Source organism: Pseudarthrobacter sp. CC12 (assembly GCF_039907755.1).
Taxonomy (GTDB): domain Bacteria; phylum Actinomycetota; class Actinomycetes; order Actinomycetales; family Micrococcaceae; genus Arthrobacter; species Arthrobacter niigatensis.
In genome coordinates this window covers 178,794-201,201 of record NZ_JARDJH010000003.1, presented here as the reverse complement: position 1 = coordinate 201,201, position 22,408 = coordinate 178,794, and the positions used below count along the sequence as shown (strand labels likewise).

The window sequence follows — 22,408 nt, the reverse complement described above, 5'->3', positions numbered from 1 at the left end:
TTCTCTCTTGTTCTCTAAATTCTGAAGTCTTGGTGCGGGATGAGGGAGGGGGCGTACGACGGCGGGTGGTCACCCGCCGTCGTAAACCTCCTGCTAAACCTCTTCTACGGAGCTGGGCTCTGCGCGAGACAGATCGATGCCCAGTTCTTCCGCAGCCGTGAAGACTGCGTCATCAGAGTCACGCATTTCAATTGTGGTTCCGTCCGTGGAAAGGACTTCCACGTTCAGGCACAGCGACTGCATTTCCTTGATCAAGACCTTGAAGGATTCGGGAACGCCCGGCTCGGGGATGTTCTCGCCCTTGACGATCGCTTCGTAGACCTTCACGCGACCGTGGATGTCATCGGACTTGATCGTGAGGAGTTCCTGGAGCGTGTAGGCGGCGCCGTAAGCCTCGAGCGCCCACACTTCCATTTCACCGAAGCGCTGGCCACCGAACTGTGCCTTACCACCCAGCGGCTGCTGCGTGATCATGGAGTACGGGCCGGTGGAGCGTGCGTGGATCTTGTCGTCCACCAGGTGGTGGAGCTTCAGGATGTACATGTAGCCGACCGAGATCGGATCCGGGAACGGCTCGCCGGAGCGGCCGTCAAACAGGCGGGTCTTGCCCGAGGAGTTGATCAGGCGGTCACCGTCGCGGGTCACGTTGGTGGAATCCAGCAGGCCCGTGATTTCCTCTTCGCGGGCGCCGTCGAACACCGGCGTGGCAACGGTGGTGGGACCACTCTCGCGCGGCAGGTTCGGCAGCTGCTTGACCCACTCGGGCTCGCCTTCGATCTTCCAGCCGGTCTTGGCAACCCAGCCGAGGTGCGTTTCGAGCACCTGGCCCACGTTCATACGGCCCGGAACACCCAGCGGGTTCAGGACGATATCAACGGGGGTGCCGTCGGCAAGGAAGGGCATGTCCTCGATCGGAAGGATCTTGGAGATAACACCCTTATTGCCGTGGCGGCCGGCGAGCTTGTCGCCGTCGGTGATCTTGCGCTTGGCGGCCACGTAGACGCGGACCAGCTGGTTCACGCCCGGGGGCAGCTCGTCGTCGTTGTCGCGGTCGAAGACGCGCACGCCGATGACGGTACCGGACTCGCCGTGGGGAACCTTCAGGGAGGTGTCGCGGACTTCGCGGGACTTCTCGCCGAAGATGGCGCGCAGCAGGCGCTCTTCCGGGGTCAGTTCGGTTTCACCCTTCGGGGTGACCTTTCCGACCAGGATGTCCCCTGCTTCAACCTCGGCACCGATGTGGATGATACCGCGCTCGTCCAGGCCGGCCAGGACTTCCTCGGACACGTTGGGGATGTCACGGGTGATTTCCTCGGCACCAAGCTTGGTGTCGCGGGCATCGATCTCGTGCTCCTCGATGTGGATGGAGGAAAGGACGTCCTCGGCAACGATGCGCTGCGAGAGGATGATGGCGTCCTCGAAGTTGTGGCCTTCCCATGACATGAATGCCACGAGCAGGTTCTTGCCCAGTGCGAGCTCGCCCTGGTCCGTTGCCGGGCCGTCGGCGATGATTCCGCCAACTTCCAGGCGCTGGCCTTCGTTGACCAGGACGCGGTGGTTGTAGCAGTTGCCCTGGTTGGAGCGGGCGAACTTGTTGATGCGGTAGTTGGTCTCGGTGCCGTCGTCGTTGAGCATGATGACGAGCTCGGCGGAAACCTCGGTGACCACACCGGCCTTCTTGGCGATGACAACGTCACCGGCGTCGACGGCGGCGGCGCGCTCCATGCCGGTGCCCACAACGGGGGCCTCGGAACGGACCAGCGGCACAGCCTGGCGCTGCATGTTGGCACCCATGAGTGCGCGGTTGGCGTCGTCGTGCTCCAGGAACGGGATCAGGGCCGTAGCCACGGACACCATCTGGCGCGGGGAAACGTCCATGAACTCGACGTCCTCGGCCGGAACCAGGACGGGCTCACCGCCACCACCGCGGGCACGGACCAGGACGGTCTCTTCGGCGAACTTCTTGTTCTCGTCGAGCGGGGCGTTGGCCTGGGCGATCAGGACCTCTGCCTCGTCGTCGGCGGTCAGGTACTGGACGTCGTCGGACACGACGCCGTCCTTGACCAGCCGGTACGGGGTCTCGATGAAACCGAACGGGTTGATGCGTCCGTAGGAAGCCAGCGAACCGATCAGGCCAATGTTCGGGCCTTCAGGGGTTTCGATGGGGCACATACGTCCGTAGTGGGACGGGTGCACGTCGCGGACTTCCATGCCGGCGCGGTCACGGGACAGACCACCGGGGCCAAGTGCCGACAGGCGGCGCTTGTGGGTCAGGCCCGAGAGCGGGTTGTTCTGGTCCATGAACTGCGACAGCTGGGAGGTTCCGAAGAACTCCTTGATGGCCGCAACCACGGGGCGGATGTTGATCAGGGTCTGCGGCGTGATGGCCTCGACGTCCTGGGTGGTCATACGCTCGCGGACAACGCGCTCCATGCGGGACAGGCCGGTGCGGACCTGGTTCTCGATGAGCTCGCCGACGGCGCGGATGCGGCGGTTGCCGAAGTGGTCGATGTCGTCGATCTCGACGCGCAGGTCCACTTCCTGGCCATCGCGGGTGCCCTTGATGGTCTTCTCGCCGGCGTGCAGCGCGACGAGGAACTTGATCATGGCGACGATGTCTTCAACGTGCAGGACAGAGGCTTCCTTGTCACCAAGGGAGCGGTCGATGCCCAGCTTGCGGTTGATCTTGTAGCGGCCAACCTTGGCCAGATCGTAGCGCTTGGAGTTGAAGTACAGGTTGTCCAGCAGCGACTGGGCAGCCTCGACGGTGGGCGGCTCGCCCGGACGCAGCTTGCGGTAGATGTCCAGGAGGGCGTCTTCGCGGGTTTCGGTGGCGTCCTTCTCCAGGGTTGCCCGCATGGAGTCGTACTGGCCGAACTCTTCGAGGATCTGGCCTTCGGTCCAGCCCAGGGCCTTCAGCAGGACCGTGACGGACTGCTTGCGCTTGCGGTCGAGGCGGACACCGACCTGGTCGCGCTTGTCGATCTCGAGCTCGAACCATGCACCGCGGGACGGGATGATCTTGGCGGTGAAGATGTCCTTGTCGCTGGTCTTGTCGGCGGCGCGCTCGAAGTAGGCGCCCGGCGAACGGACCAGCTGGGAGACGACGACACGCTCGGTGCCGTTGACGACGAAGGTGCCCTTCTCGGTCATCAGCGGGAAGTCACCCATGAACACGGTCTGCTGCTTGATTTCGCCCGTGTTGTTGTTCATGAACTCGGCCTTGACGTACAGCGGAGCCGAGTACGTTGCGTCCCGGTCCTTGCACTCGGCCATGGTGTACTTGGGGTCAGCGAACTCCGGATCGGAGAAGCTCAGGGACATGGTGCCCTGGAAGTCCTCGATCGGGGAGATCTCTTCGAAGATGTCCGACAGGCCGGACGTGGTGGCGACGCTGAGATCGTTTTCTTCGACAGCCTTTGCCACGCGTGCCTGCCAGCGCTCATTGCCTACCAGCCAGTCAAAGCTGTCCGTCTGCAGGGCAAGCAGATTCGGAACGTCAAGGGGTTCGTGAATCTTTGCGAATGAGAGCCGGCGAGTGGCACCATCAGTGCTGTCGGCGGTGTTAGCGGTTTCGTTATTAGAGGTGCTCGAGGCGACCAAGAGGGATCCTTCCACAGACCTTCAGGCGTTTTCAGATCTCCCCCGCTGTGCACCCTGCGAAGTGACTCCGCAGCGCTACCATCCGGTTCCGCTATATGACCCGGGGCCTGGACTGACTATGCTGTAACCGTTGTTACGGCACGTTGATTGCCAGCTGCCAGGCAAAGCCCACCGCTATATGAAGGCTGAAGGTAAACAGGGAAGACGCAAATATCTACGATACGGCAAAACAACCTACGTGTCTACCCCACTTCCTGCCGGAATGCAAGCACCTTGTTCCCAGGCTCCGTCCCTCGAGGTCCGGAACAGGCTAGAGGCGCAGCGTCACGCCCTGCGCCGTGCAGGTTCCGGCGTTCGCGAAGACGGCATCCCGGACGGCGTCCTCCGATTCCCGGGACGGCTTGCCCCCGGACTCCGCAGCCGATGAGTGGTCGATGGCCAGCAGGCCCAGCGAGGTGAAGAGTCCCTTCAGCTCCCCCGAAACGGTCTCCTTGGCGTCCTGGGCTTTCGTGTAGACGTCTTCGTAGCCCTGCGGGTCGGTGGGGGAAACTGCGGCATAGTCCGACACCAACTTGTTGAAGAGTTCGCAGGCCGCCCTGGCTCCGCCGGCCGCGGAACTTCCCGAGCCTGTGGAGGCAGCCGGGCTGCTGCTCTCCGTGCTGTTATCCGGGTTCGACGCAGCCGTTGTGAAGCGGGTGGATTCCGCGGGCGCCGGTGTGGAGACCGAACAGCCCGCCAGGGCGCCACCGCTCAGGACCGCCACGGCCATGGCAACCGCCGTCAGTGGTTTCTTCACAATGTCGCTCCGTCCATCCCGGCTCCGGACCTGGCGTCCCCCCTGCAAAGCGTCCCCCTGCAAAGCCTCGCCGTCCACCCTACGCAAGCGCCCGCCGTCGTGCATAACCCCACGGATGGGGACATCTCCCCCGCCCTCCTGGCCGCATGGCCGGAATGCACACAGCGGCTTTGGCGTTTGAATAGTTGGGTGACCAGGCTCACGATAGCCTTGGTGGCTTAGATCAAAACCGGACGGAAAGTGGTAACCATGGGCAACTCTTCCGACAACAGCGACGTTGTCATCCTCGGGGCGGCACGGACGCCGCAGGGCCGGATCAACGGCCAGCTGTCCAGCCTCACGGCAGTGGATCTTGGTGCCCACGCCATCAAGGCCGCACTGGAACACAGCGGTGTCGACGCGGCCGACGTGGAAGCCGTCATCATGGGCCAGGTCCTGCAGGCAGGAGCCGGCCAGAACCCCGCCCGGCAGAGCGCCATCGGCGCCGGCATCGGGTGGAACGTCCCCGCGGTGACCGTCAACAAGGTCTGCCTTTCCGGCCTGACCGCGGTGATCGATGCCGCCCGGATGATCCGGGCCGGCGAGGCCGCCGTGGTGGTTGCCGGCGGTCAGGAGTCGATGAGCCGCGCACCGCACCTGCTTCCTGGTTCACGCCAGGGCTGGACGTACGGCTCCATCCAGGCGCTGGACGCAGCCGCCCATGACGGGCTGACCGATGCCTTCGACGGCCAGTCCATGGGACTGTCCACGGAAACACGGAACCTCACGCTGGGCATTGACCGCATGTCGCAGGACAACGTCGCGGCCCAATCGCACCAGCGTGCTGCGCTTGCGGCGAAGAACGGAACGTTCGACGGCGAGATCGCACCCATCAGCGTCAAGCAGCGCAAGGGCGAGCCCCTGGTCGTGGACGACGACGAAGGGGTCCGCCCCAACACCTCGGTCGAGTCGCTGGCGGGCCTGCGCGCCGCGTTCGTCACCGACGGCACCATCACCGCAGGCAATTCCTCTCCCCTGTCCGACGGCGCAGCTGCTTTGGTACTCACCTCCCGCGGCTATGCGGAGGAGCACGGGCTGGAATACCTGGCGGTGGTGGGGAAGCCTGGGCAGGTGGCCGGCCCTGACAATTCGTTGCATTCACAGCCCTCCAACGCCATCATGAACGCCCTCGGCAAGGCGGGGTGGAGCACCGCCGATCTTGACTTCATCGAGATCAACGAAGCCTTCGGCTCGGTGGCTGTGCAGTCCCTCAAGGACCTGGACTACCCGCTGGAAAAGTGCAATATCCATGGCGGCGCCATCGCCCTGGGGCATCCGATCGGGGCCTCGGGCGCACGACTGGCGGCCCATGCCGCACATGAGCTGAAGCGGCGTGGCACCGGCAGGGCTGCGGTGTCCCTCTGCGGCGGGGGCGGGCAGGGCGAGGCCCTCCTGCTGTACCGCGACTGATGGCCGGCCCATCCGGAAGCGGAGCGCACGGCGCCGGACGGGAACGGTTCCTGGCCGATGCCGCTGCCCGTGGCCTGGAAGTCGACGTGGTGGAGCGGCCCGCAGCGAAGAGCCTTGAAGAGGCCGCGGGCATCCTGGGCATCACGCCGGCGGACATCGTCAAATCCCTGGTAGTGAAGCACAAGGACGGGACGTTCCTCTTTGCGCTGATCCCCGGTGACCGGCAGATTTCGTGGCCCAAGCTCCGCGCCCTGGTAGGCGTGAACAAGCTGTCCCTGCCGCCCGCAGGAACTGCGCTGGAGGCCACCGGCTACGAGCGGGGCACCATCACCCCGCTTGGCAGCACCACTGCCTGGCCCGTCTATGCCGACGCCACCATCGCCGGGCGGCGCATCTCCATGGGCGCCGGTGCGCATGGATACAGCGCGTTCGTCGACGCCGACGCTCTGACTGCCGCCCTGGAAGCCGTGGTGGCGGACATCAGCGATCCCGTCCAGGCGGGACCTGGAATCGATCGAGCTGGTTAACGCAGGAAACCCCGCCCACCGGAGTGGACGGGGTTTCCGAAGGAAAAGGCGCTGTTACTTGAGGGTAACGGTGGCGCCTGCAGCCTCGAGCTGCTCCTTGGCCTTCTCGGCAGCTTCCTTGTTGGCGCCTTCGAGAACAGCCTTGGGGGCGCTGTCAACCAGGTCCTTGGCTTCCTTGAGGCCGAGGGAGGTGATGGCGCGAACTTCCTTGATGACTGCGATCTTCTTGTCACCGGCAGATTCGAGGATGACGTCGAAGTCGGTCTTCTCTTCAACCTCTTCAGCGGCGCCGCCACCGGCGGGGCCGGCAACAGCTACAGCAGCAGCGGTAACTTCGAAGGTCTCTTCGAAGAGCTTGACGAACTCGGAGAGCTCGATGATGGTCAGTTCCTTGAAAGCTTCAATGAGCTCTTCGTTGCTGAGCTTCGCCATGGTAGGCGTCCTTCCTGTTGTGGTGACCGGGAGGCGCTGGGCCGGACGGACACCGGAGTCTGGTGGGGGTAAGAGAATTAGTTCTCTTCGGCAGCGGGAGCTTCGGCGGCAGCGTCAGCTTCAGCGGCGGGGGCTTCTTCAGCGGCGGGCGCTTCGGCAGCTGCCGGTGCACCGTTCTCTTCTTCAAGCTTGAGGCGCAGTGCGTCGATGATGCGTGCAGCTGCGGCGGCAGGTGCCTTGAGGACGCCTGCAACCTTGGCGAGCTGCAGCTCGCGGGACTCGAGGGCAGCCAGTGCGGCGACCTCGGTGGCGTCCAGCGCCTTGCCCTCGAAGTAACCGGTCTTGATGACCAGCTGCTTGTTGGCCTTGGCAAAATCCGTCAGGCTCTTGGCAGCGGCAACTGCGTCACCCTTGATGAACGCGATTGCAGTGGGGCCGGCAAGCTGGCCGTCGAATGCTTCGACGCCGGCTTCCTTGGCTGCAATGGCGGTCAGGGTGTTCTTGACGACCGCGAACTTGGTGTCCTGGCCGAGAGAAACACGCAGCTGCTTGAGCTGTGCAACGGTGAGCCCGCGGTATTCGGTCAGGACAGCGGCGTTCGATTCCTTGAAATCGTTAGTGATCTCAGCTACTGCTGAAACCTTGGTAGGCGTTGCCATAACCCTCCTTCCGGGGATAGTGCCGGTATTCGACGGTCCCCGCTCAAGAGAGCTAAAACTAAAAACGCCCCGCGCAGATGCACGGGGCTTGGCTCAACACGTTGCCGTGGAGCCTTGCTTCGTTCACCTGCGCCGGCCGCCCTGCGTTGAGGGTCCTTCGTCCGGAAAGCCACTGTGGTCCCCCGCGCACAACTGCAGAGTTGAGCCATGTTCAGGAGAGTGGATTTCCAACAACCGACGGTCTTTGGTACATCCAGCTTACGCGAGGCGCTGCCGGTCCGCCAAATCGGCCTCAGCTGGTGCTGGTGTGCAGGGTCGGGAGCTCCTTCTGCCAGATGCCGGTGACGCCGGCTGTCTGGAATCCCAGTTGCTTGTTGACCGTGAGGAGGTACCGGTTCTCCGGGGCGTTCCAGGTGTAGATGATGCGGGCGTCCGGGAACTGTTCGCTGAGCCGCTCCATGTTGGCCACCTTGATCAGCAGCCCGAGCTTGTTGCCCCTGTGCTCCTGGAGGACCAGGGTATCGTCCTGGAACACCACGTCCGCCCGGTGGGCAAGGACAGTGATGGTGGTAAGGCCCACCAGGGCCCCCGTGGCGATGTGCTCGACGGCGGTGACCACCGTTCTCCTGCCTTGGGCGATGGCGACGTCCTCCGCCTCACGCAGGATTCCGCCGTCGAACACCATGCCCTGTTCAACCGGCATGTCCAGTGACGGGTCCACGTCGGCGCCCGCCTGGTTTTCCAGCGCGGCCACGGCCTCCAGCCAGCGGTCGGGGCAGCGGTCCGTCCAGTGGTGCAGCCGGTACCTGCCGTTGTTCGCTTCCTCGGCCTCAGCCTGGAGGTCGGCCACCAGCTTGGTGTCCAGGGGCAGGAGGCAGGAACTGAACTGCTCGATGTGCTGCAGGGTGTAGCCGGTCTTCTGTGCGAACTCCACCTCGCGGCTCTCCAGGGGCACGAAGCCCTGCCCGGAGCCCGGCACCAGCTGGGCCCGTTCAAACTCATGCAGGGACGCCCCGGGATGGTTGGTATCCACCAGGATCATGGTGCGGCCCTCCCCCCGGGCCAGCTGTTCGGCAGCCTCCAGGAGCCGGCGGCCCACCCCCTGCCGCTGGAACTCGGGCAGGATGTCCAGGGTGAGCTCGGCAAGGTCCAGGTGGTCGGTCAGGGGCAGCGCAATATCAACCGTGCCCACGATCGAGCCGTCCACCCTGGCAACGAGGATCAACTGGCGCTCATACGGGTCCGCGAACTCAAGCAGCTTTTCCTCGGGATCGTACGCAAGATCGTCACTGCCCCACGTCTGCATGCGCACCTTGCGGCCCACTTCCACCGCGGCGAGGAAATCCGCAGCGTCCGGGGTGTCCAGGGAGTCGGGAATCCAGAGCTGCTCGATCTTCACGTCTATTGCCATTCGGGCATCATCCCAGCCGTTTCTGCCACTCACCTTCATAGCCGGCGGGCCTGAATCCAAGGGCGGTATTAATCGCCAGCATATGCTGGTTTTCGCTGGCATTCCATGTCAGGACGGAGCGCGCCTGCGGCCATTTTTCCCGGGCTCGCCGCAGGTTGGCCGCCTTGGTCAGCATCCCCAGCCGGTGGCCGCGGTGCTCGGCCGCCACCAGGGTGTCCTGCTGAATCAGCGACTCCGGCACCTCCGGGCGCCAGGTCAGGACCGTATACGCCACCAGTTCGCCGCTTTGCCGGTGCAGGGCTGCGGCCACGGAGGTCTGCACACCGCTGCGGACCTGGGCCTCTTCATCGCGGCGCACGCGCTGGACGTCCCAGTCCTCCCGTTCCCAGTCCATGCCGGCGGTGGGCGCGTCCGTACTCATCCGCGCCCTCAATCCGGCATAACCTGCAACGAACTTGTCCGGACAGTGGTCGTCCCAGCCGGCCAGCACGTAGTCCCCGGAGTGGGCTGCGGCGTCCTCGGCCAGCTGTGACAACAGGTCCGTGGCGACTGGCAGCTCCAGCCTGCTGGAGCGTTCCACCTGTTCGAGCTGGTACCCGGAGGCCAGGGCGAAGGCGGTTGCAGGGTCATCCGCCGGCAGCTGGCCCGCCCCCGATTTGGCGGTGACCATGCGTGAACCTTGGAGCATTTTGTCCAAGGGAACTTCATGGAAGCCCTCCAGGGATGTCCTGCCGCGGGCGCGGGCCACGGCTTCGGCATGTTCCAGCAGGCGCCGCCCCGCTCCCCTCCGGCGCCGGCCGGGAGCCACCAGGACGTCGATCCCCGCCGTGGCCAGGTTCTCGCGCAGAGGCAGCGCCACGGAGTACAGCCCCACCGGCTCAGCGCCGGCCCGGGCAAGGAAAAGCAGCCGTTCCTCGTACTCGTTCCCGCGCCAATACTCCAGCGCTTCGTCCAGGGTGGGGCAGCGCTCCAGGCTTCCCCAAAGCTCGAGGGCGTGGGCCTCCTTCATGGCCTGGCATGCCAGGAAGTCCGCGGTCAGCCCAGTGCCGCGGCGGTCGGGTCCGCGTGGCGGGATAACGACGGCGGCAATTGCCCAGGACGGGATCGACGGCGACAGTGGGGGGCCGGTTCGCTCAACGTGGTCCATGCAGCCAGCTTAGGCAGCACCGGCCCGCGTGGCAGCCGGCACAAAAAAGACCGTCCCGGCGCCTTGGCGCCGGGACGGTCTTTGGTTGCTCCGGAATCAACCCGGAGGCAGGAACTTCAGGAAGGACTATGCCTCGGTCAGAACCTTGGTGACGTTGGGGTCCACGGAGATGCCCGGGCCGAACGTGGTGGCAACGGTGGCCTTCTGGATGTAGCGGCCCTTTGCGGCGGACGGCTTGAGGCGAAGAACCTCTTCCAGTGCCGCTGCGTAGTTCTCGGCAAGCTTGATGGCGTCGAAGGAAACCTTGCCGATGATGAAGTGCAGGTTGGAGTGCTTGTCGACGCGGAAGTCGATCTTTCCACCCTTGATGTCGTTGACAGCCTTGGTGACGTCGGGGGTCACGGTGCCCGTCTTCGGGTTCGGCATCAGGTTACGCGGACCCAGGACCTTACCGAGGCGGCCAACCTTGCCCATGAGGTCAGGGGTGGCAACGGCGGCGTCAAAGTCGGTCCAGCCGGCGGCGATCTTTTCGATCAGGTCGTCGGAACCAACAAAGTCGGCGCCGGCTGCGATTGCTGCCTCGGCCTTGTCGCCCGTGGCGAAGACCAGGACGCGGGCCGTCTTACCGGTGCCGTGGGGCAGGTTGACGGTGCCGCGGACCATCTGGTCAGCCTTGCGGGGGTCAACGCCGAGGCGGAAGGCCACCTCAACCGTGGCGTCGAACTTGGACGGGTTGGTGTCCTTGGCCAGCGTTACTGCCTCGAACGGTGCGTAGTGCTTCTCCGCGTCGATCTTGGCGGCTGCTGCCTCATATGCTTTGCTGCGCTTTGCCATGCTGCTTATTTCTCCTTGTGCAGTTGTGGTCTGCGGACCGCGCTGGGCCCTGCCACAGTCGGTGGTCCGGTTCGTTATCCGGCCCGGATGCCCGACATTTCAATGTGTTTGGTGCCGGTGTCCCGGCGGTGCCGCCCGTCGTCGTCAATTACTTTGACGCTGGACAGCGGGAAGGGTGGTTAGCCCTCGACGGTGATGCCCATGGAGCGGGCGGTGCCGGCGATGATCTTGGCTGCGCCTTCGAGGCTGGTGGCGTTGAGGTCTTCCATCTTGGTGGAGGCGATCTCATTGACCTGGGCCTGGGTCAGCTTGGCAACCTTGACGGTGTGCGGGGTGGATGAACCCTTGGCAACGCCTGCAGCCTTCTTGATGAGCTCTGCAGCCGGCGGGGTCTTGGTGATGAACGTGAAGGAACGGTCCTCGTAGACGGTGATTTCCACGGGGATGACGTTGCCGCGCTGGGCTTCCGTTGCAGCGTTGTACGCCTTGCAGAATTCCATGATGTTGACACCGTGCTGGCCAAGCGCAGGACCGATCGGCGGGGCCGGGTTGGCGGCACCTGCCTGGATCTGCAGCTTGATGAGGCCGGTGACCTTCTTCTTGGGAGCCAATGTAGGGTCCTTCTCTCAATAACGTCCTGGGGCACAGGAGCGTGCCTCAGGTTTGTGGCCGCCATGGCAAGGCGGCCGGCCGTTCCGGTGCCGCTAAGCGGGCGGCGCCGGGACGAATTCTAGGATTTTCAGATCTTGGTGACCTGGTTGAACGCCAAGGTGACCGGCGTTTCGCGCTCGAAGATGGAGACCAGCACCACGAGGGTCTGGGACTCGGGCTTGATCTCGGAGATCGTGGCGGGGAGGGTCTCGAACGGACCTTCCTTGACGATGACGGACTCGCCAACTTCGAAGTCCACGGCCACGGGTGCCTGGTTCTGCTTGTTGACCGGCTTGCCCTTCTCGCCCTGTTCCTCTTCGAAGACAGGGGCGAGCATGGAGAAGACCTCGTCCAGGCGCAGCGGGACCGGGTTGTGGGCGTTGCCCACGAAGCCGGTGACGCCGGGGGTGTGGCGGACGGCGCCCCAGGAGGCATCCGTGAGGTCCATGCGGACCAGGACGTAGCCGGGGATGCGGACGCGGTTGATCACCTTGCGCTGGGCGTTCTTGATCTCCACGACTTCTTCCATGGGTACCTGGATTTCGAAGATGTAATCTTCCATGTCCAGGGTCTGGATGCGGGTTTCAAGGTTGGCCTTCACGCGGTTCTCGTAGCCGGCGTAGGAGTGGATGACATACCAGTCACCCTCCTGGCGGCGCAGCTTGGCCTTGAACTCCTCAGCCGGGTCAGCGGCGGCGGTGGCTGCCGCGGCGGCGAGGGCGTCTGCAGGCTCATCTTCGCCGTCGGCTTCTGAAGCGTCGGCTTCGTCAGCAACTGCTGCGTCGGAGGCGGCGTCGTCGGATTCGGGCGCGGAGGACTCAACCTCGGACTCTTCACCGGCTTCTGCCGTGACGTCCGGGGATTCTTCCAGCCCCGTCTCGGTTACCTCGAGCTCCTGCTCAGACACTTGGTCTCCTGCTTCCTCATTGCCTAACATGCCTATTTAAATGGCTCAATTCCGCACGCCGGCGCTTCCTCCCGGTTACCCGGATGAAGCACGCAGCCTGCGGACCGTTCAGCCTTAGCTGTCCTTGGGGCCGGTGCCGCCGAAGATCCAGCTGACAGCGGTTCCGAAACCAATGTCCAGCAGGCTGACGATGACCATCATGATGGCCACGAACACCAGCACCACGAGCGTGTAGTTGATCAGTTCCTTGCGGGTGGGGGCAACAACCTTCTTCAGTTCGCCGATGATCTGGCGGACAAAGAGTGCAATGCGGGCGAAGAAGTTTGCCTTGGCTTCCTTCTTAGCTGGGCGGCCCTTGGAGCTGCTGGCAGCTGTTTCGGTCACCTGGTCCTCGCTCATCTTTGCAATGGTGGATTACCCGGCCCTGATCAGAACCATGGTTGCTGCGCCTGCTCCGGGCTTTCGCCCGGAGCAGCTTGCGCAGGGCAGACAGGACTCGAACCTGCAACCTGCGGTTTTGGAGACCGCTGCGCTACCAATTGCGCCACTACCCTATGGAGTGAATTGCACTCTTTGATGGCCAACCACCAGCTTGAACTGGGGCGCACGCCATCATCCGTGTTTCAACACCGGTGAACCAGTCTACGCAAGAACTTCGCGTAGGTAAAACCAGCCCGTTTTCCGGACCATCCGCTGCCCGGCCCGGATCCTGCTGCACGGGGCAGTCATAAATCAAAACCGGCACCCCGGAGGGTCCGGTGAACAGCATAGAGTAGAACTCGTCGAATCCCACATTCCAGCCCCTGGGCTGCAAGCGAAGAACGGACCTGCCAATGCCTTTCGCCCGCGTTTCCCAACGCATCTCCGCAATTGCCGAATCCGCAACCCTGGCCGTCGATGCCAAGGCCAAGGCGCTGAAGGCAGCTGGCCGGCCGGTTATTGGCTTCGGTGCGGGCGAACCCGACTTCCCCACCCCGGACTACATTGTCCAGGCGGCCATCGAGGCGGCGTCCCAGCCCAGGTTCCACCGCTACTCCCCCGCAGGCGGGCTGCCCGAACTGAAGAAGGCCATCGCGGAGAAGACCCTGCGCGACTCGGGCTACTCCGTGGATCCTTCACAGGTGCTGGTCACCAACGGCGGCAAGCAGGCTGTCTACAACACCTTCGCCACGCTGGTGGACCCGGGCGACGAGGTCATCGTGCCCTCCCCGTTCTGGACCACCTACCCTGAAGCCATCCGGCTGGCCGGCGGCGTCCCCGTGGAAGTGTTTGCCGGGCCTGAACAGGACTACCTGGTGACCGTTGACCAGCTCGAGGCAGCCGTGACGGACCGGACCAAGATCCTGCTGTTCGTCTCGCCGTCGAACCCCACGGGCGCTGTCTACTCCCCCGGGCAGGTGGCGGAGATCGGCAAGTGGGCTGCGTCAAAGGGACTCTGGGTGGTTACTGACGAAATCTACGAGCACCTGACGTACGACGGCGTACCCTTCACGTCCATCGCCACTGCTGCCCCCGAGCTGGGCGACAAGGTGGTCATCCTCAACGGTGTTGCCAAAACCTACGCCATGACCGGCTGGCGCGTGGGCTGGATGATCGGTCCCGCGGACGTCATCAAGGCGGCCACGAACCTGCAGTCGCACGCCACGTCCAACGTGTCCAACATCATGCAGATCGCTGCCCTCGCCGCCGTATCCGGCCCCTTGACCGCAGTCGACGAGATGAAAGTGGCATTCGACCGCCGTCGGAAGGCCATCGTTGCAGGGCTGAATGCCATTGAGGGCGTGGAGTGCCCGACGCCGAAGGGCGCCTTTTACGTTTACGCGGACGTCCGTGCGCTGCTGGGCAAGGAGTTCCCCACCGCTTCCGGCACCGCTACGCCGCAGACGTCCGCGGAGCTGGCTGCGCTGATCCTCGACGAGGTTGAGGTGGCGGTGGTTCCCGGTGAGGCGTTTGGGCCCTCCGGCTTCCTGCGTCTCTCGTATGCCCTGGGCGACGACGACCTCGCCACGGGCGTCCAGCGCCTGCAGGACTTCCTCGGCAAGGCCCAGTAGTCGCCCCATCACCTTCCGCAGGAATAACCCAAACGCCCCATCACCTGGTGATGGGGCGTTTGGGTTAGAGACGCAGGAGCTGATGCGGCGTTTGGGTTAGAGACGCAGGATCTGATGGGGCGTTTGGGTTAGAGACGCAGGATCTGATGCGGCGTTTGGGTTAGAGACGCAGGAGCTGATGCGGCGTTTGGGTTAGAGACGCAGGAGCTGATGGGGCGTTTGGGTTAGAGACGCAGGATCTGATGGGGCGTTTAGAGGAGGCGGCGCTCCGCGGCCCACTTGGTTAGTTCGTGCCGGCTGGAGAGCTGGAGCTTGCGCAGAACCGCCGAGACATGGGTTTCCACGGTCTTGATGCTGATGAAGAGCTCCTTGGCCACCTCCTTGTAGCTGTAGCCCCTGGCGATGAGCCGCATGACCTCAAGCTCGCGGGCTGAGAGCTTGTCGAGTTCGTCGTCGGCAATGTCCGCGGGGGCAGTGCCGAAGGCGTCCAGGACAAAACCGGCAAGCCGGGGTGAGAAGACCGCATCGCCGCCGGCTACCCGGAACACGGCGTCGGTGATCTCGGCGCCGGAAATGGTCTTGGTGACATAGCCCCGGGCGCCGGCGCGGATCACTGCGACCACATCCTCTGCGGCGTCGGACACACTCAGCGCCAGGAACCGGGTGCTGGACAGGAGCGCGGCGGATCCGGCGATGACTTCGCGGCCGCCGCCGCCCAGTCCGCCGGGGAGGTGGACGTCCAGGAGGACGACGTCGGGCCGCTGCTGGGCAATCACGGCGATGGCCTGCTCCACGGTGGCAGCCTCACCCACCACCTGGATGCTGGGGTCAAGGTCCGCTTTCAGGCCGGACCGGAAGATGGCGTGGTCATCCACGATGACAACCCGTGCGGAGTTGGCCGGCCGGGCGCTTCCGCCGCCGGCACCCTGGGTCAGGTTCATGATTTTCCTTCCGCGTGTTCTGCTGCAGCCGGCAGCCGGAGCCGGACCTCCGTGCCGTCCCCCGTGCTGAGAATGGCAGCCGAGCCGCCGTGCCGTTTCATCCTGCCGATGATCGATTCCCGGATGCCCAGCCGGTCCGCCGGGACGTCCCCCAGCTCAAAGCCCGGGCCCCTGTCCTTGATGAAGATCTCGGCCAGCCCGTCCGATGCCTCAAGGTAGACCGAGACCGTCCCGCCACCATGGCGGGATGCGTTGAGCATGGCTTCCCGGCTTGCCTGGACCAAGGCTTCGTACGCCTCGGTCATGGGGGCATCACCAACGGTGACCACCTCCACGGCGTTGCCTAGCAGGTCCTCCACCTCGCCGGCAACGGCCTTGATCCGGTCTGAAAGCTGCCCGCTTTCCCGGCCGGGGTCCTGGAATAGCCAGCCGCGCAGCTCGCGTTCCTGGGCACGGGCCAGGCGGACGACGTCGTGCTCGTTGCCCGCACGCCGCTGGATCAAGGCGAGGGTCTGAAGCACGGAGTCGTGGAGGTGGGCGGCAATTTCGGCACGTTCCGTCTCCCGGATCCGGCCGGCGCGTTCGGCCTCGAGGTCACGCCAAAACTTCAGCGCCCAGGGCAGCAGGACCAGCACCACCCCGCCCAGGACGGCCACCGAGGCAAGCAGCGCAAGCCACGTTTGCTCCCATGACCCCGAGCCGGAGACCATCACCAGGACCCCGGCCACCACCAGCGCCAGGCCTGCAGCGAGGCGGCCCCAGCCGCCGGCCTGGTCAGCCTTGGTCTTGTCCACCAGCCCTGCGCGACGGGTCTCATCCAGCTGCATCCATGCGATCGAGGCGCCGCCCAGGACCGCGGCGGCCGGGATCAGCGTTCCCAGTGATACGTCCACGCCCAGCAGCTGGGCGATCATGATGCCTGCGACGAGCAGGAGCCCGCAGCCCAGCAGGATTTCCTTGCCGTACCGCATGCCGTGCGCCCGGAACCAAGGGGCGCCCGGCGGCACTCCGGCGCCGTCCGGAACCGGACCGGGGGCACCTGCCGGGGATCCGGCGTCGGCAGCGGTCCCCTGGGCGGGCCGGCTCACCGCCGGGGCAATGGGCGATGCCGGGCGGCGGGCGTTGCGGCGCACGGCCTCGTCCGCGGTGGGCACCATGATCCAGAGCCATGCGTAGAAGACCAGGCCGGCACCGCCTGCGAAGCACGCCAGGACCATGCCCAGGCGGACGTTCCGCACCGGCCAGCCCAGGTGTGCAGCCAAGCCGGAGCACACCCCGGCGATGACACGGTCGCTGCTCCGTGCCAGGGGTGGCCGCACCGGAAGGGTTGTCATGGGTCAATCCAAACATGGATCAGGGTTGCCCGGACCGCATTCAGCCGCTTCCCGGGGACAGCTCAGGGACGGTTCAGGGTTTCCCCCAGTAGAGGGCTGCCGGGCATGGACGGGAGGATCGAGGTATGAACTCGCAGACCCCCTCCCCCGACGACGAACACCCTGCCGAGCCCCTTCACAAGGAGCAGCCCGGCACGGACAGCGGGCAGCCCACCGAGCCGCTGCCATCCTCCGGCCCGACGCCTCCTGACCCCGCCACAGGCCCGCCGATAGTCCCGCCGGCGGAACCTTCACCTAACTATGCGTACCAGGGCAGCCCGGCACCCGCTCCGTCCACCGACTTCTTCGGCTGGATCCGCAGCAACGGCATCTACCGCGGCAATGACCGGTGGGTTGGCGGCGTCTGCAGCGGTATTGCGCACAGGCTGGGCGTTGACCCCATCATCATCCGCGGCGTCTTCATTGTCCTGACCCTCCTGGCAGGCATCGGAGTCCTGTTGTACGGCCTGGCCTGGGCCTTCCTCCCGGAACCGGACGGCAGGATCCATGTCCAGGAAGCCGGTGCGGGCCGCTGGTCCAGCGGCATGACAGGTTCCCTCATCGCCACCATCCTGGGCCTCACGGGCCTGGGCGGAGGCTTCTGGGGCTGGAGCCATAACGGCCTCAGCGGGCTGCTGTGGACCCTCTTCTGGGTTGGCGGCGCCATCTACCTGATCTACTACCTCTCCCAGCGCAACAAGGCCCACCCCACCATGGCCGGCCACGGCGGTGCCGCACCAGCCGGGACCTATCCGATGGGGAGTTCCGGCGCGGCCCACACCGCGACGTTCTCCGCCGGCACCGAAGCCGGACCGGCTGCGGCTGCGGCGCCGCCCTATGGCAGCAGCACCGCAGGCACGGCGGACACCAGCGCAACGGGCGGCCCTTACGGCCAGGGCGGCTACAGCCCGGCCGGAAGTGTGCCACCGGCTCCCGGCTCCGGCGGCGTTGGCGGCACGTCTCCCGGCGGTCCCGGCCGCGGAGCGCCCGGGGGCGGCAGCTACCCCAGCCCATGGGTTCCGCCGCGGCCGCCCAAGCCCCGGCCGTCCGGTCCCGGCGCCCCCGGCGTGGCCATCGCAACGGGTTCCGCCCTGGTGGTGGGCGGTGGGCTGAAGGCCCTCGACGCCGCGAACGTCATCAACCTGGGCGGCTCCGCCAACGCCATAGTGTGGGCCAGCGCGGCAGCGGTCCTGGGCCTGGGCATCCTGGTGGCGGGCTTCCGCGGCCGCACTTCCGGCATCCTGAGCCTCTTCGCCGTGGTTGCACTGGTCACCGGGGGCGTCTACAACACCCTGGACGATGGCCGGATGCGGTTCCAACAGGTGGACTGGAACCCCGCCAGCATCGAGGAAGCACGCGGTGGAATCGACATCACCGCCGGACGTGGAACCGTGGACCTCACGGGCCTGTCCCCAACCGCCCCCCTGACGTCCGACGTCGTGGTTCCCCTGGACATCACCGCAAGCAACGTGACCGTGGTGATTCCGCAGAACGTGCCGGTGGACATCAAGGCGGACATGACCATGGGCAACCTGAATGAGGGCGGAGGCCAGCGCGGCGGCACCACCACCCGCCAAAGCAGCTACAACACCGACCGGCCCGGCAACCACCTGGTGGTCCAGATCGACGGCACCTTCAGCAACGTCACGATCCAGGAAGGCAACTGAGATGGACAACAGCAACATTCCGACGACGGCGGGCCAGGACACCGCCGGACCGGCACCGGCAAGGGTGGGAACGGTGGTGTGGGGACTGATCGTCCTGGCGCTGGCCGCGCTGATCATCGTGGCCCAACTGGGGATCGTCGCCCTCAATGGCACCTACGTCCTGATCGGCCTCATGATCGGCGCCGGCGTGGCCCTGGTGGTGGGCGGCCTGCTCTCAGCCCGGAAACGTGACAACCAACCAACTACAGGGAAGTCTTGAACCATGGATAAGTTCTTCAGCATTGTCAGGGGCTTCGGCCTGAAGCGCGGACCGCAGCGCTGGGTGGGTGGAGTACTCGGAGGAATCGCGGCGCAGCTCAACGTCGACGTTGCCTATGTCCGCATCGCTTTCCTCCTGTTGTGCCTGCTCCCCGGACCAGCCGTGGTCTTCTACCTCCTGGCCTGGATCATCATCCCGGACCAGCGCAATGAAATCCTGCTGCAGACCTTCCTGGACCGGCGGTCGCTCAACCGGCCCTGACCGCGCCTTAGGCCCCTGACCGTGGGTACTCATCATCCACGGCGGGGGCCTTGCCGTGTCCCCCGCGGCCGGCCCCAATGTAACCGGTTTGTGTCGTACCCCACACACCCCACTACACTTCTAGGTGAGCTCAGCGTGGCGCTCTGCCTGTAAACCTTCTTCCCAGGATTTGAGCCGAACATGAAAATTGGAATCCTCACCAGCGGTGGCGACTGCCCCGGATTGAATGCCGTCATCCGCGGCGCGGTACTGAAGGGCATCGCCGTCCATGGCCAGGAATTCGTCGGATTCCGGGATGGCTGGCGGGGCGTGGTGGAGGGCGACATCATCGACATCCCCCGCACCATGGTCCGCGGCATCGCCAAGCAGGGCGGGACCATCCTGGGCACTTCCCGCACCAACCCGTTCGAAAACGGCGGCGGTCCCGAGGCCATCAAAGCCCACATGGACCGGCTTGGCATCGATGCCATCATCGCAATCGGCGGTGAGGGTACGTTGGCAGCGGCCAAGCGCCTGACCGACGCCGGACTCAAGATCGTGGGTGTCCCCAAGACCGTTGACAACGACCTTGACGCCACCGACTACACCTTCGGTTTCGACACCGCGGTACAGATCGCCACCGAGGCGATCGACCGGCTCCGCACCACGGGTGAATCCCACCACCGCTGCATGATTGCCGAGGTGATGGGCCGCCACGTGGGCTGGATTGCACTGCACGCCGGGATGGCAGCCGGGGCGCACGCCATCCTCATCCCGGAGCAGAAGGTCAGCATCGAGCAGGTCACCGAATGGGTCAAGGAAGCCCATGCCCGCGGCCGCGCACCCCTTGTGGTGGTGGCCGAGGGCTTCGTGCCCGAACACATGGAAAGCCCGCACTCGGAGCGTGGCCTGGACACCTTCGGCCGTCCGCGCCTGGGCGGCATCGCGGACCAGCTTGCGCCCGAACTTGAAGCACGGACCGGCATCGAAACCCGAGCCACCATCCTGGGGCACATCCAGCGCGGCGGTGTCCCCTCAGCCTTCGACCGGGTCCTTGCCACCCGGCTGGGCATGGCCGCCATTGACTCCGTGGTGGAAGGCTACTGGGGCACCATGGTGGCGCTGAAGGGCACCGACATCCAGCATGTCGCCTTCGAGGAGGCCCTGGGCCAGCTCAAGACCGTCCCGCAAAACCGCTACGACGAGGCCGCGGTCCTGTTCGGCTAAGCCACTGGGCCGCCCTAGGCTGGGACCATGACACTCGATCCCGGCTCAGCGGCCATCATCCAGCTGGCGTGGGCACGCCGGCTGGGCCTTGACGACGACGCATTCGGAGATGCCCTGGCATCCGGCGAACGGATTGTCCGCGCCGACGAATCCGCCCGGACCGTCGAGTTTGTGCGGCTGTTCGGCAGTTCCGTCCTGGTAGGACCACGGAACATCATCGAGGCAGCGGCCGGCATCCCCGACGAGGAAATGGCCCAGCATGTCACCCTCCTGAAACTGACCAGGGAACAGGGTGGCCACGGGCTGGGCGCCGCGGCCCTGTTCTTTGCCGACGACCTGCCGCTGCAGCAACCGTCGGAGGAACTGACGGTCTCGCACGGGAATCCCGAGGCGATCGAACTGGAGGGCAGGTGCCCGCCGGATGACGTGAATGAAGTGGGCCTGTCCGACCTCGAGAACCGATACACCATCGTCCATGAACTGGACGGCAGGCGCGTGCCCCTGGCCTGCGGGGCCTACGGCGAGTGGGAGGGCCTGCTGGCCAACATGGGCGTCCTGGTGGACCCGGACTGGCGGCGCCGCGGCCTGGGAGCGCTGGCGGGGTCCATCGCTGCCCACGAGGCCCTGGCCGCCGGGCTTACCCTGCAGTGGCGCGCTGATGTCAGCAACACCGGCTGCCTGGCATTGGCCCGGAAGCTGGGCCTGTCAGCCGGCGGAATCCAGACCAGCGTCCACCTTCGCTGAGGCCGGGCTGCCCGCGGCGCCCCAGTCCTGGACCGGCTTGGGCTTGGCGAAGAACAGTGCCACCGCCGCCCCGGCGAGCACAACGCCGGCGGGCAGCAGGATCGACTGGGCCATCGCCGTCGAGAACCCTGCCTGCAGGAATCCGGGCAACGTACCGCCCATCGCCATCCCTTCACCGGCTGATGCCGCAGGGCCGCCGGACGGGAGTTCCGCGGCGAGCCGGGACTGGATCAGGACGGCAATAGCTGCGCTGCCCAGCACGGCCCCGAACTGCCGGGTGGTGTTGTAGACGCCGGAACCTGCGCCGGCCTGGCGCGGCGGCAGGTTCCGGGTGGCGGTGGTGCTTAACGGTGCCCAGATGCCGGCGTTGGCGAACCCCAGGACAGCGCTGGGGAGAAGGAACAGCAGGATGGGTGTGTCCGGCTGCATGAGCAGGCCGTTCCAGACAAGGGCGACAGCCATCAGCGTCAGGCCGCCGGCGGCAAGGTATTTGGGGTTGACCCGGTCCACGATCTTGCCCACCACGGGCGCCATGCCGCCCGAAATCAGCGCCATGGGCACCATCAGGAGTGCCGACTGGGTGGGCGTCAGGCCGCGGACCAGCTGGTAGTAGAAGATCAGCGGCAGGCTGAAGGACGTGACAGTGAACCCCACCATGGTGATGCCAAGGTTGGCGAGGGAGAAGTTCCGGTCCCGGAACAGGCCCAGCGGCAGGAGCGGTTCGCCCTTGTTGAAGCGCTGCCATGCCACGAAGGCGGCCAGGACTACCAGGCCGGCAATAATGAGTCCCCAGACGCTGATGGGCCCGGTGATGGTCCCCCAGTTGTACGTCTCGCCTTCCTGGATACCGAAGACCAGGAGGAAGAGTCCGACGGCGCTCAGCAGGACGCCGGGGATATCGAACCGGTGCGGGTGGGTGCTCAGTGCCGGGACGTTGCGCATGGCCAGGATGAAGCCCACGACGCCGATGGGCACGTTGATGAAGAAGATCCACTCCCAGCCCAGGCCGTCCACCAGGACACCGCCCAGGATGGGCCCCACCAGGGTGGCCATGCCGGCCGTGGCACCCCAGACGGCCATGGCGGAGCCACGGCGGTCCGGCGGAAAGATGCGGGTGATGACCGCCATGGTCTGGGGCGTCATGACTGCGGCGCCGAGCCCCTGCACCACGCGGGCCGTGATCAGGGTTTCCACATTTTGGGCCAGGCCACACCACAGCGAGGCCAGGGTGAACACCACCAGGCCCAGCAGGTACAGCTTCCGCGGCCCGAACCTGTCACCGAGGCGGCCCGTGATGAGCAGCGGGACGGCGTAAGCCAGCAGGTAGGCGCTGGTCACCCAGATCACCGAGTTGATATCGGCGTGCAGTCCCTCCATGATCCGGGGATTCGCTACCGAGACGATGGTGCTGTCGATCAGGATCATGAAGAACCCGATCACCAGGGACCACAGCGCCGGCCACGGCTTTTCTACGTTTTCCACTCGGTCAT

At 65.5% G+C, this 22,408-nt stretch carries 21 protein-coding genes and 1 tRNA gene; 8 read left to right on the top strand and 14 right to left on the bottom strand.

Annotated elements, in window-relative coordinates; translation table 11 throughout:
- Positions 1–93: 93 nt before the first annotated feature.
- Together rpoB and PV772_RS04010 are read right to left on the bottom strand one after the other, a co-directional pair.
- Entirely contained in the window at positions 94–3,603 is a 3,510-nt protein-coding gene (rpoB, locus tag PV772_RS04015) for a DNA-directed RNA polymerase subunit beta (protein ID WP_141159759.1), read from the bottom strand.
- Between the two features lie 310 nt (positions 3,604–3,913).
- Entirely contained in the window at positions 3,914–4,399 is a 486-nt protein-coding gene (locus PV772_RS04010; RefSeq protein WP_246857262.1) for a hypothetical protein, read from the bottom strand.
- A 249-nt stretch (positions 4,400–4,648) separates the two neighbouring features.
- Between PV772_RS04010 and PV772_RS04005 the strand changes: the two genes are divergently transcribed.
- Positions 4,649–5,848 (top strand): acetyl-CoA C-acetyltransferase, encoded by a 1,200-nt coding sequence (locus PV772_RS04005; protein ID WP_347885428.1) that lies wholly within the window; start codon positions 4,649–4,651, stop codon positions 5,846–5,848.
- Positions 5,848–6,375 (top strand): YbaK/EbsC family protein, encoded by a 528-nt coding sequence (locus tag PV772_RS04000; protein ID WP_347885427.1) that lies wholly within the window; start codon positions 5,848–5,850, stop codon positions 6,373–6,375. Before PV772_RS04005 ends, PV772_RS04000 begins: the two co-directional genes overlap by 1 nt.
- 54 nt (positions 6,376–6,429) lie before the next feature.
- Here the strand turns inward: PV772_RS04000 and rplL are convergent, their stop codons facing one another.
- The 9 genes from rplL to PV772_RS03955 form a co-directional block, all read right to left on the bottom strand.
- The gene (gene rplL / locus PV772_RS03995) at positions 6,430–6,807 is read right to left on the bottom strand and encodes a 50S ribosomal protein L7/L12 (protein ID WP_018760467.1); all 378 of its coding nucleotides are present in this window, start codon (positions 6,805–6,807) and stop codon (positions 6,430–6,432) included.
- A 77-nt stretch (positions 6,808–6,884) separates the two neighbouring features.
- A complete protein-coding gene (gene rplJ / locus PV772_RS03990; protein ID WP_347885426.1) occupies positions 6,885–7,466 on the bottom strand; it encodes a 50S ribosomal protein L10 in 582 nt (193 codons plus the stop codon).
- A 292-nt stretch (positions 7,467–7,758) separates the two neighbouring features.
- Positions 7,759–8,877, bottom strand: coding sequence for a GNAT family N-acetyltransferase (locus tag PV772_RS03985; protein WP_347885425.1), 1,119 nt, complete (start codon positions 8,875–8,877; stop codon positions 7,759–7,761).
- A gap of 7 nt (positions 8,878–8,884) precedes the next feature.
- Positions 8,885–10,024, bottom strand: coding sequence for a GNAT family N-acetyltransferase (locus tag PV772_RS03980; protein ID WP_347885424.1), 1,140 nt, complete (start codon positions 10,022–10,024; stop codon positions 8,885–8,887).
- Between the two features lie 126 nt (positions 10,025–10,150).
- A complete protein-coding gene (gene rplA, locus PV772_RS03975; RefSeq protein ID WP_018760471.1) occupies positions 10,151–10,858 on the bottom strand; it encodes a 50S ribosomal protein L1 in 708 nt (235 codons plus the stop codon).
- A gap of 179 nt (positions 10,859–11,037) precedes the next feature.
- A complete protein-coding gene (gene rplK, locus PV772_RS03970) occupies positions 11,038–11,469 on the bottom strand; it encodes a 50S ribosomal protein L11 (protein ID WP_018760472.1) in 432 nt (143 codons plus the stop codon).
- Between the two features lie 128 nt (positions 11,470–11,597).
- Positions 11,598–12,416, bottom strand: coding sequence for a transcription termination/antitermination protein NusG (nusG, locus tag PV772_RS03965; RefSeq protein ID WP_347885423.1), 819 nt, complete (start codon positions 12,414–12,416; stop codon positions 11,598–11,600).
- Positions 12,417–12,530: 114 nt separating this feature from the next.
- Entirely contained in the window at positions 12,531–12,815 is a 285-nt protein-coding gene (gene secE / locus PV772_RS03960) for a preprotein translocase subunit SecE (RefSeq protein ID WP_056388913.1), read from the bottom strand.
- An 82-nt stretch (positions 12,816–12,897) separates the two neighbouring features.
- A tRNA-Trp gene (locus PV772_RS03955) sits at positions 12,898–12,970 on the bottom strand.
- Between the two features lie 279 nt (positions 12,971–13,249).
- Between PV772_RS03955 and PV772_RS03950 the strand changes: the two genes are divergently transcribed.
- Positions 13,250–14,467, top strand: coding sequence for a pyridoxal phosphate-dependent aminotransferase (locus tag PV772_RS03950; RefSeq protein WP_347885422.1), 1,218 nt, complete (start codon positions 13,250–13,252; stop codon positions 14,465–14,467).
- Positions 14,468–14,718: 251 nt separating this feature from the next.
- Here the strand turns inward: PV772_RS03950 and PV772_RS03945 are convergent, their stop codons facing one another.
- Together PV772_RS03945 and PV772_RS03940 are read right to left on the bottom strand one after the other, a co-directional pair.
- Positions 14,719–15,408: a response regulator transcription factor gene (locus PV772_RS03945; RefSeq protein WP_141182134.1), complete on the bottom strand. Its 690-nt coding sequence runs from the start codon at positions 15,406–15,408 to the stop codon at positions 14,719–14,721.
- Complete coding sequence (locus tag PV772_RS03940) at positions 15,405–16,742, bottom strand: PspC domain-containing protein (RefSeq protein WP_347885421.1); 1,338 nt, start codon at positions 16,740–16,742, stop codon at positions 15,405–15,407. The genes PV772_RS03945 and PV772_RS03940 overlap by 4 nt, the downstream gene beginning before the upstream one ends.
- A 125-nt stretch (positions 16,743–16,867) precedes the next feature.
- Between PV772_RS03940 and PV772_RS03935 the strand changes: the two genes are divergently transcribed.
- The 5 genes from PV772_RS03935 to PV772_RS03915 all read left to right on the top strand — a co-directional run bounded on the left by PV772_RS03935 (position 16,868) and on the right by PV772_RS03915 (position 20,918).
- The gene (locus PV772_RS03935; RefSeq protein ID WP_347885420.1) at positions 16,868–18,448 is read left to right on the top strand and encodes a PspC domain-containing protein; all 1,581 of its coding nucleotides are present in this window, start codon (positions 16,868–16,870) and stop codon (positions 18,446–18,448) included.
- Position 18,449: 1 nt separating this feature from the next.
- Positions 18,450–18,707: a hypothetical protein gene (locus PV772_RS03930; protein ID WP_347885419.1), complete on the top strand. Its 258-nt coding sequence runs from the start codon at positions 18,450–18,452 to the stop codon at positions 18,705–18,707.
- Positions 18,708–18,710: 3 nt separating this feature from the next.
- Positions 18,711–18,968 carry a PspC domain-containing protein gene (locus PV772_RS03925; RefSeq protein WP_141159747.1) on the top strand — a complete coding sequence of 86 codons (258 nt, stop codon included), beginning with the start codon at positions 18,711–18,713 and terminating at the stop codon, positions 18,966–18,968.
- 180 nt (positions 18,969–19,148) lie between these two features.
- The gene (locus tag PV772_RS03920) at positions 19,149–20,174 is read left to right on the top strand and encodes an ATP-dependent 6-phosphofructokinase (RefSeq protein ID WP_141159746.1); all 1,026 of its coding nucleotides are present in this window, start codon (positions 19,149–19,151) and stop codon (positions 20,172–20,174) included.
- Positions 20,175–20,201: 27 nt separating this feature from the next.
- On the top strand, positions 20,202–20,918 hold the full coding sequence (locus tag PV772_RS03915) for a GNAT family N-acetyltransferase (protein ID WP_347885418.1): 717 nt from the start codon (positions 20,202–20,204) through the stop codon (positions 20,916–20,918).
- Here PV772_RS03915 and PV772_RS03910 read toward each other — a convergent pair.
- Positions 20,880–22,400 carry a DHA2 family efflux MFS transporter permease subunit gene (locus PV772_RS03910; RefSeq protein WP_141159744.1) on the bottom strand — a complete coding sequence of 507 codons (1,521 nt, stop codon included), beginning with the start codon at positions 22,398–22,400 and terminating at the stop codon, positions 20,880–20,882. The genes PV772_RS03915 and PV772_RS03910 overlap by 39 nt on opposite strands.
- Between the last annotated feature and the right edge of the window lie 8 nt (positions 22,401–22,408).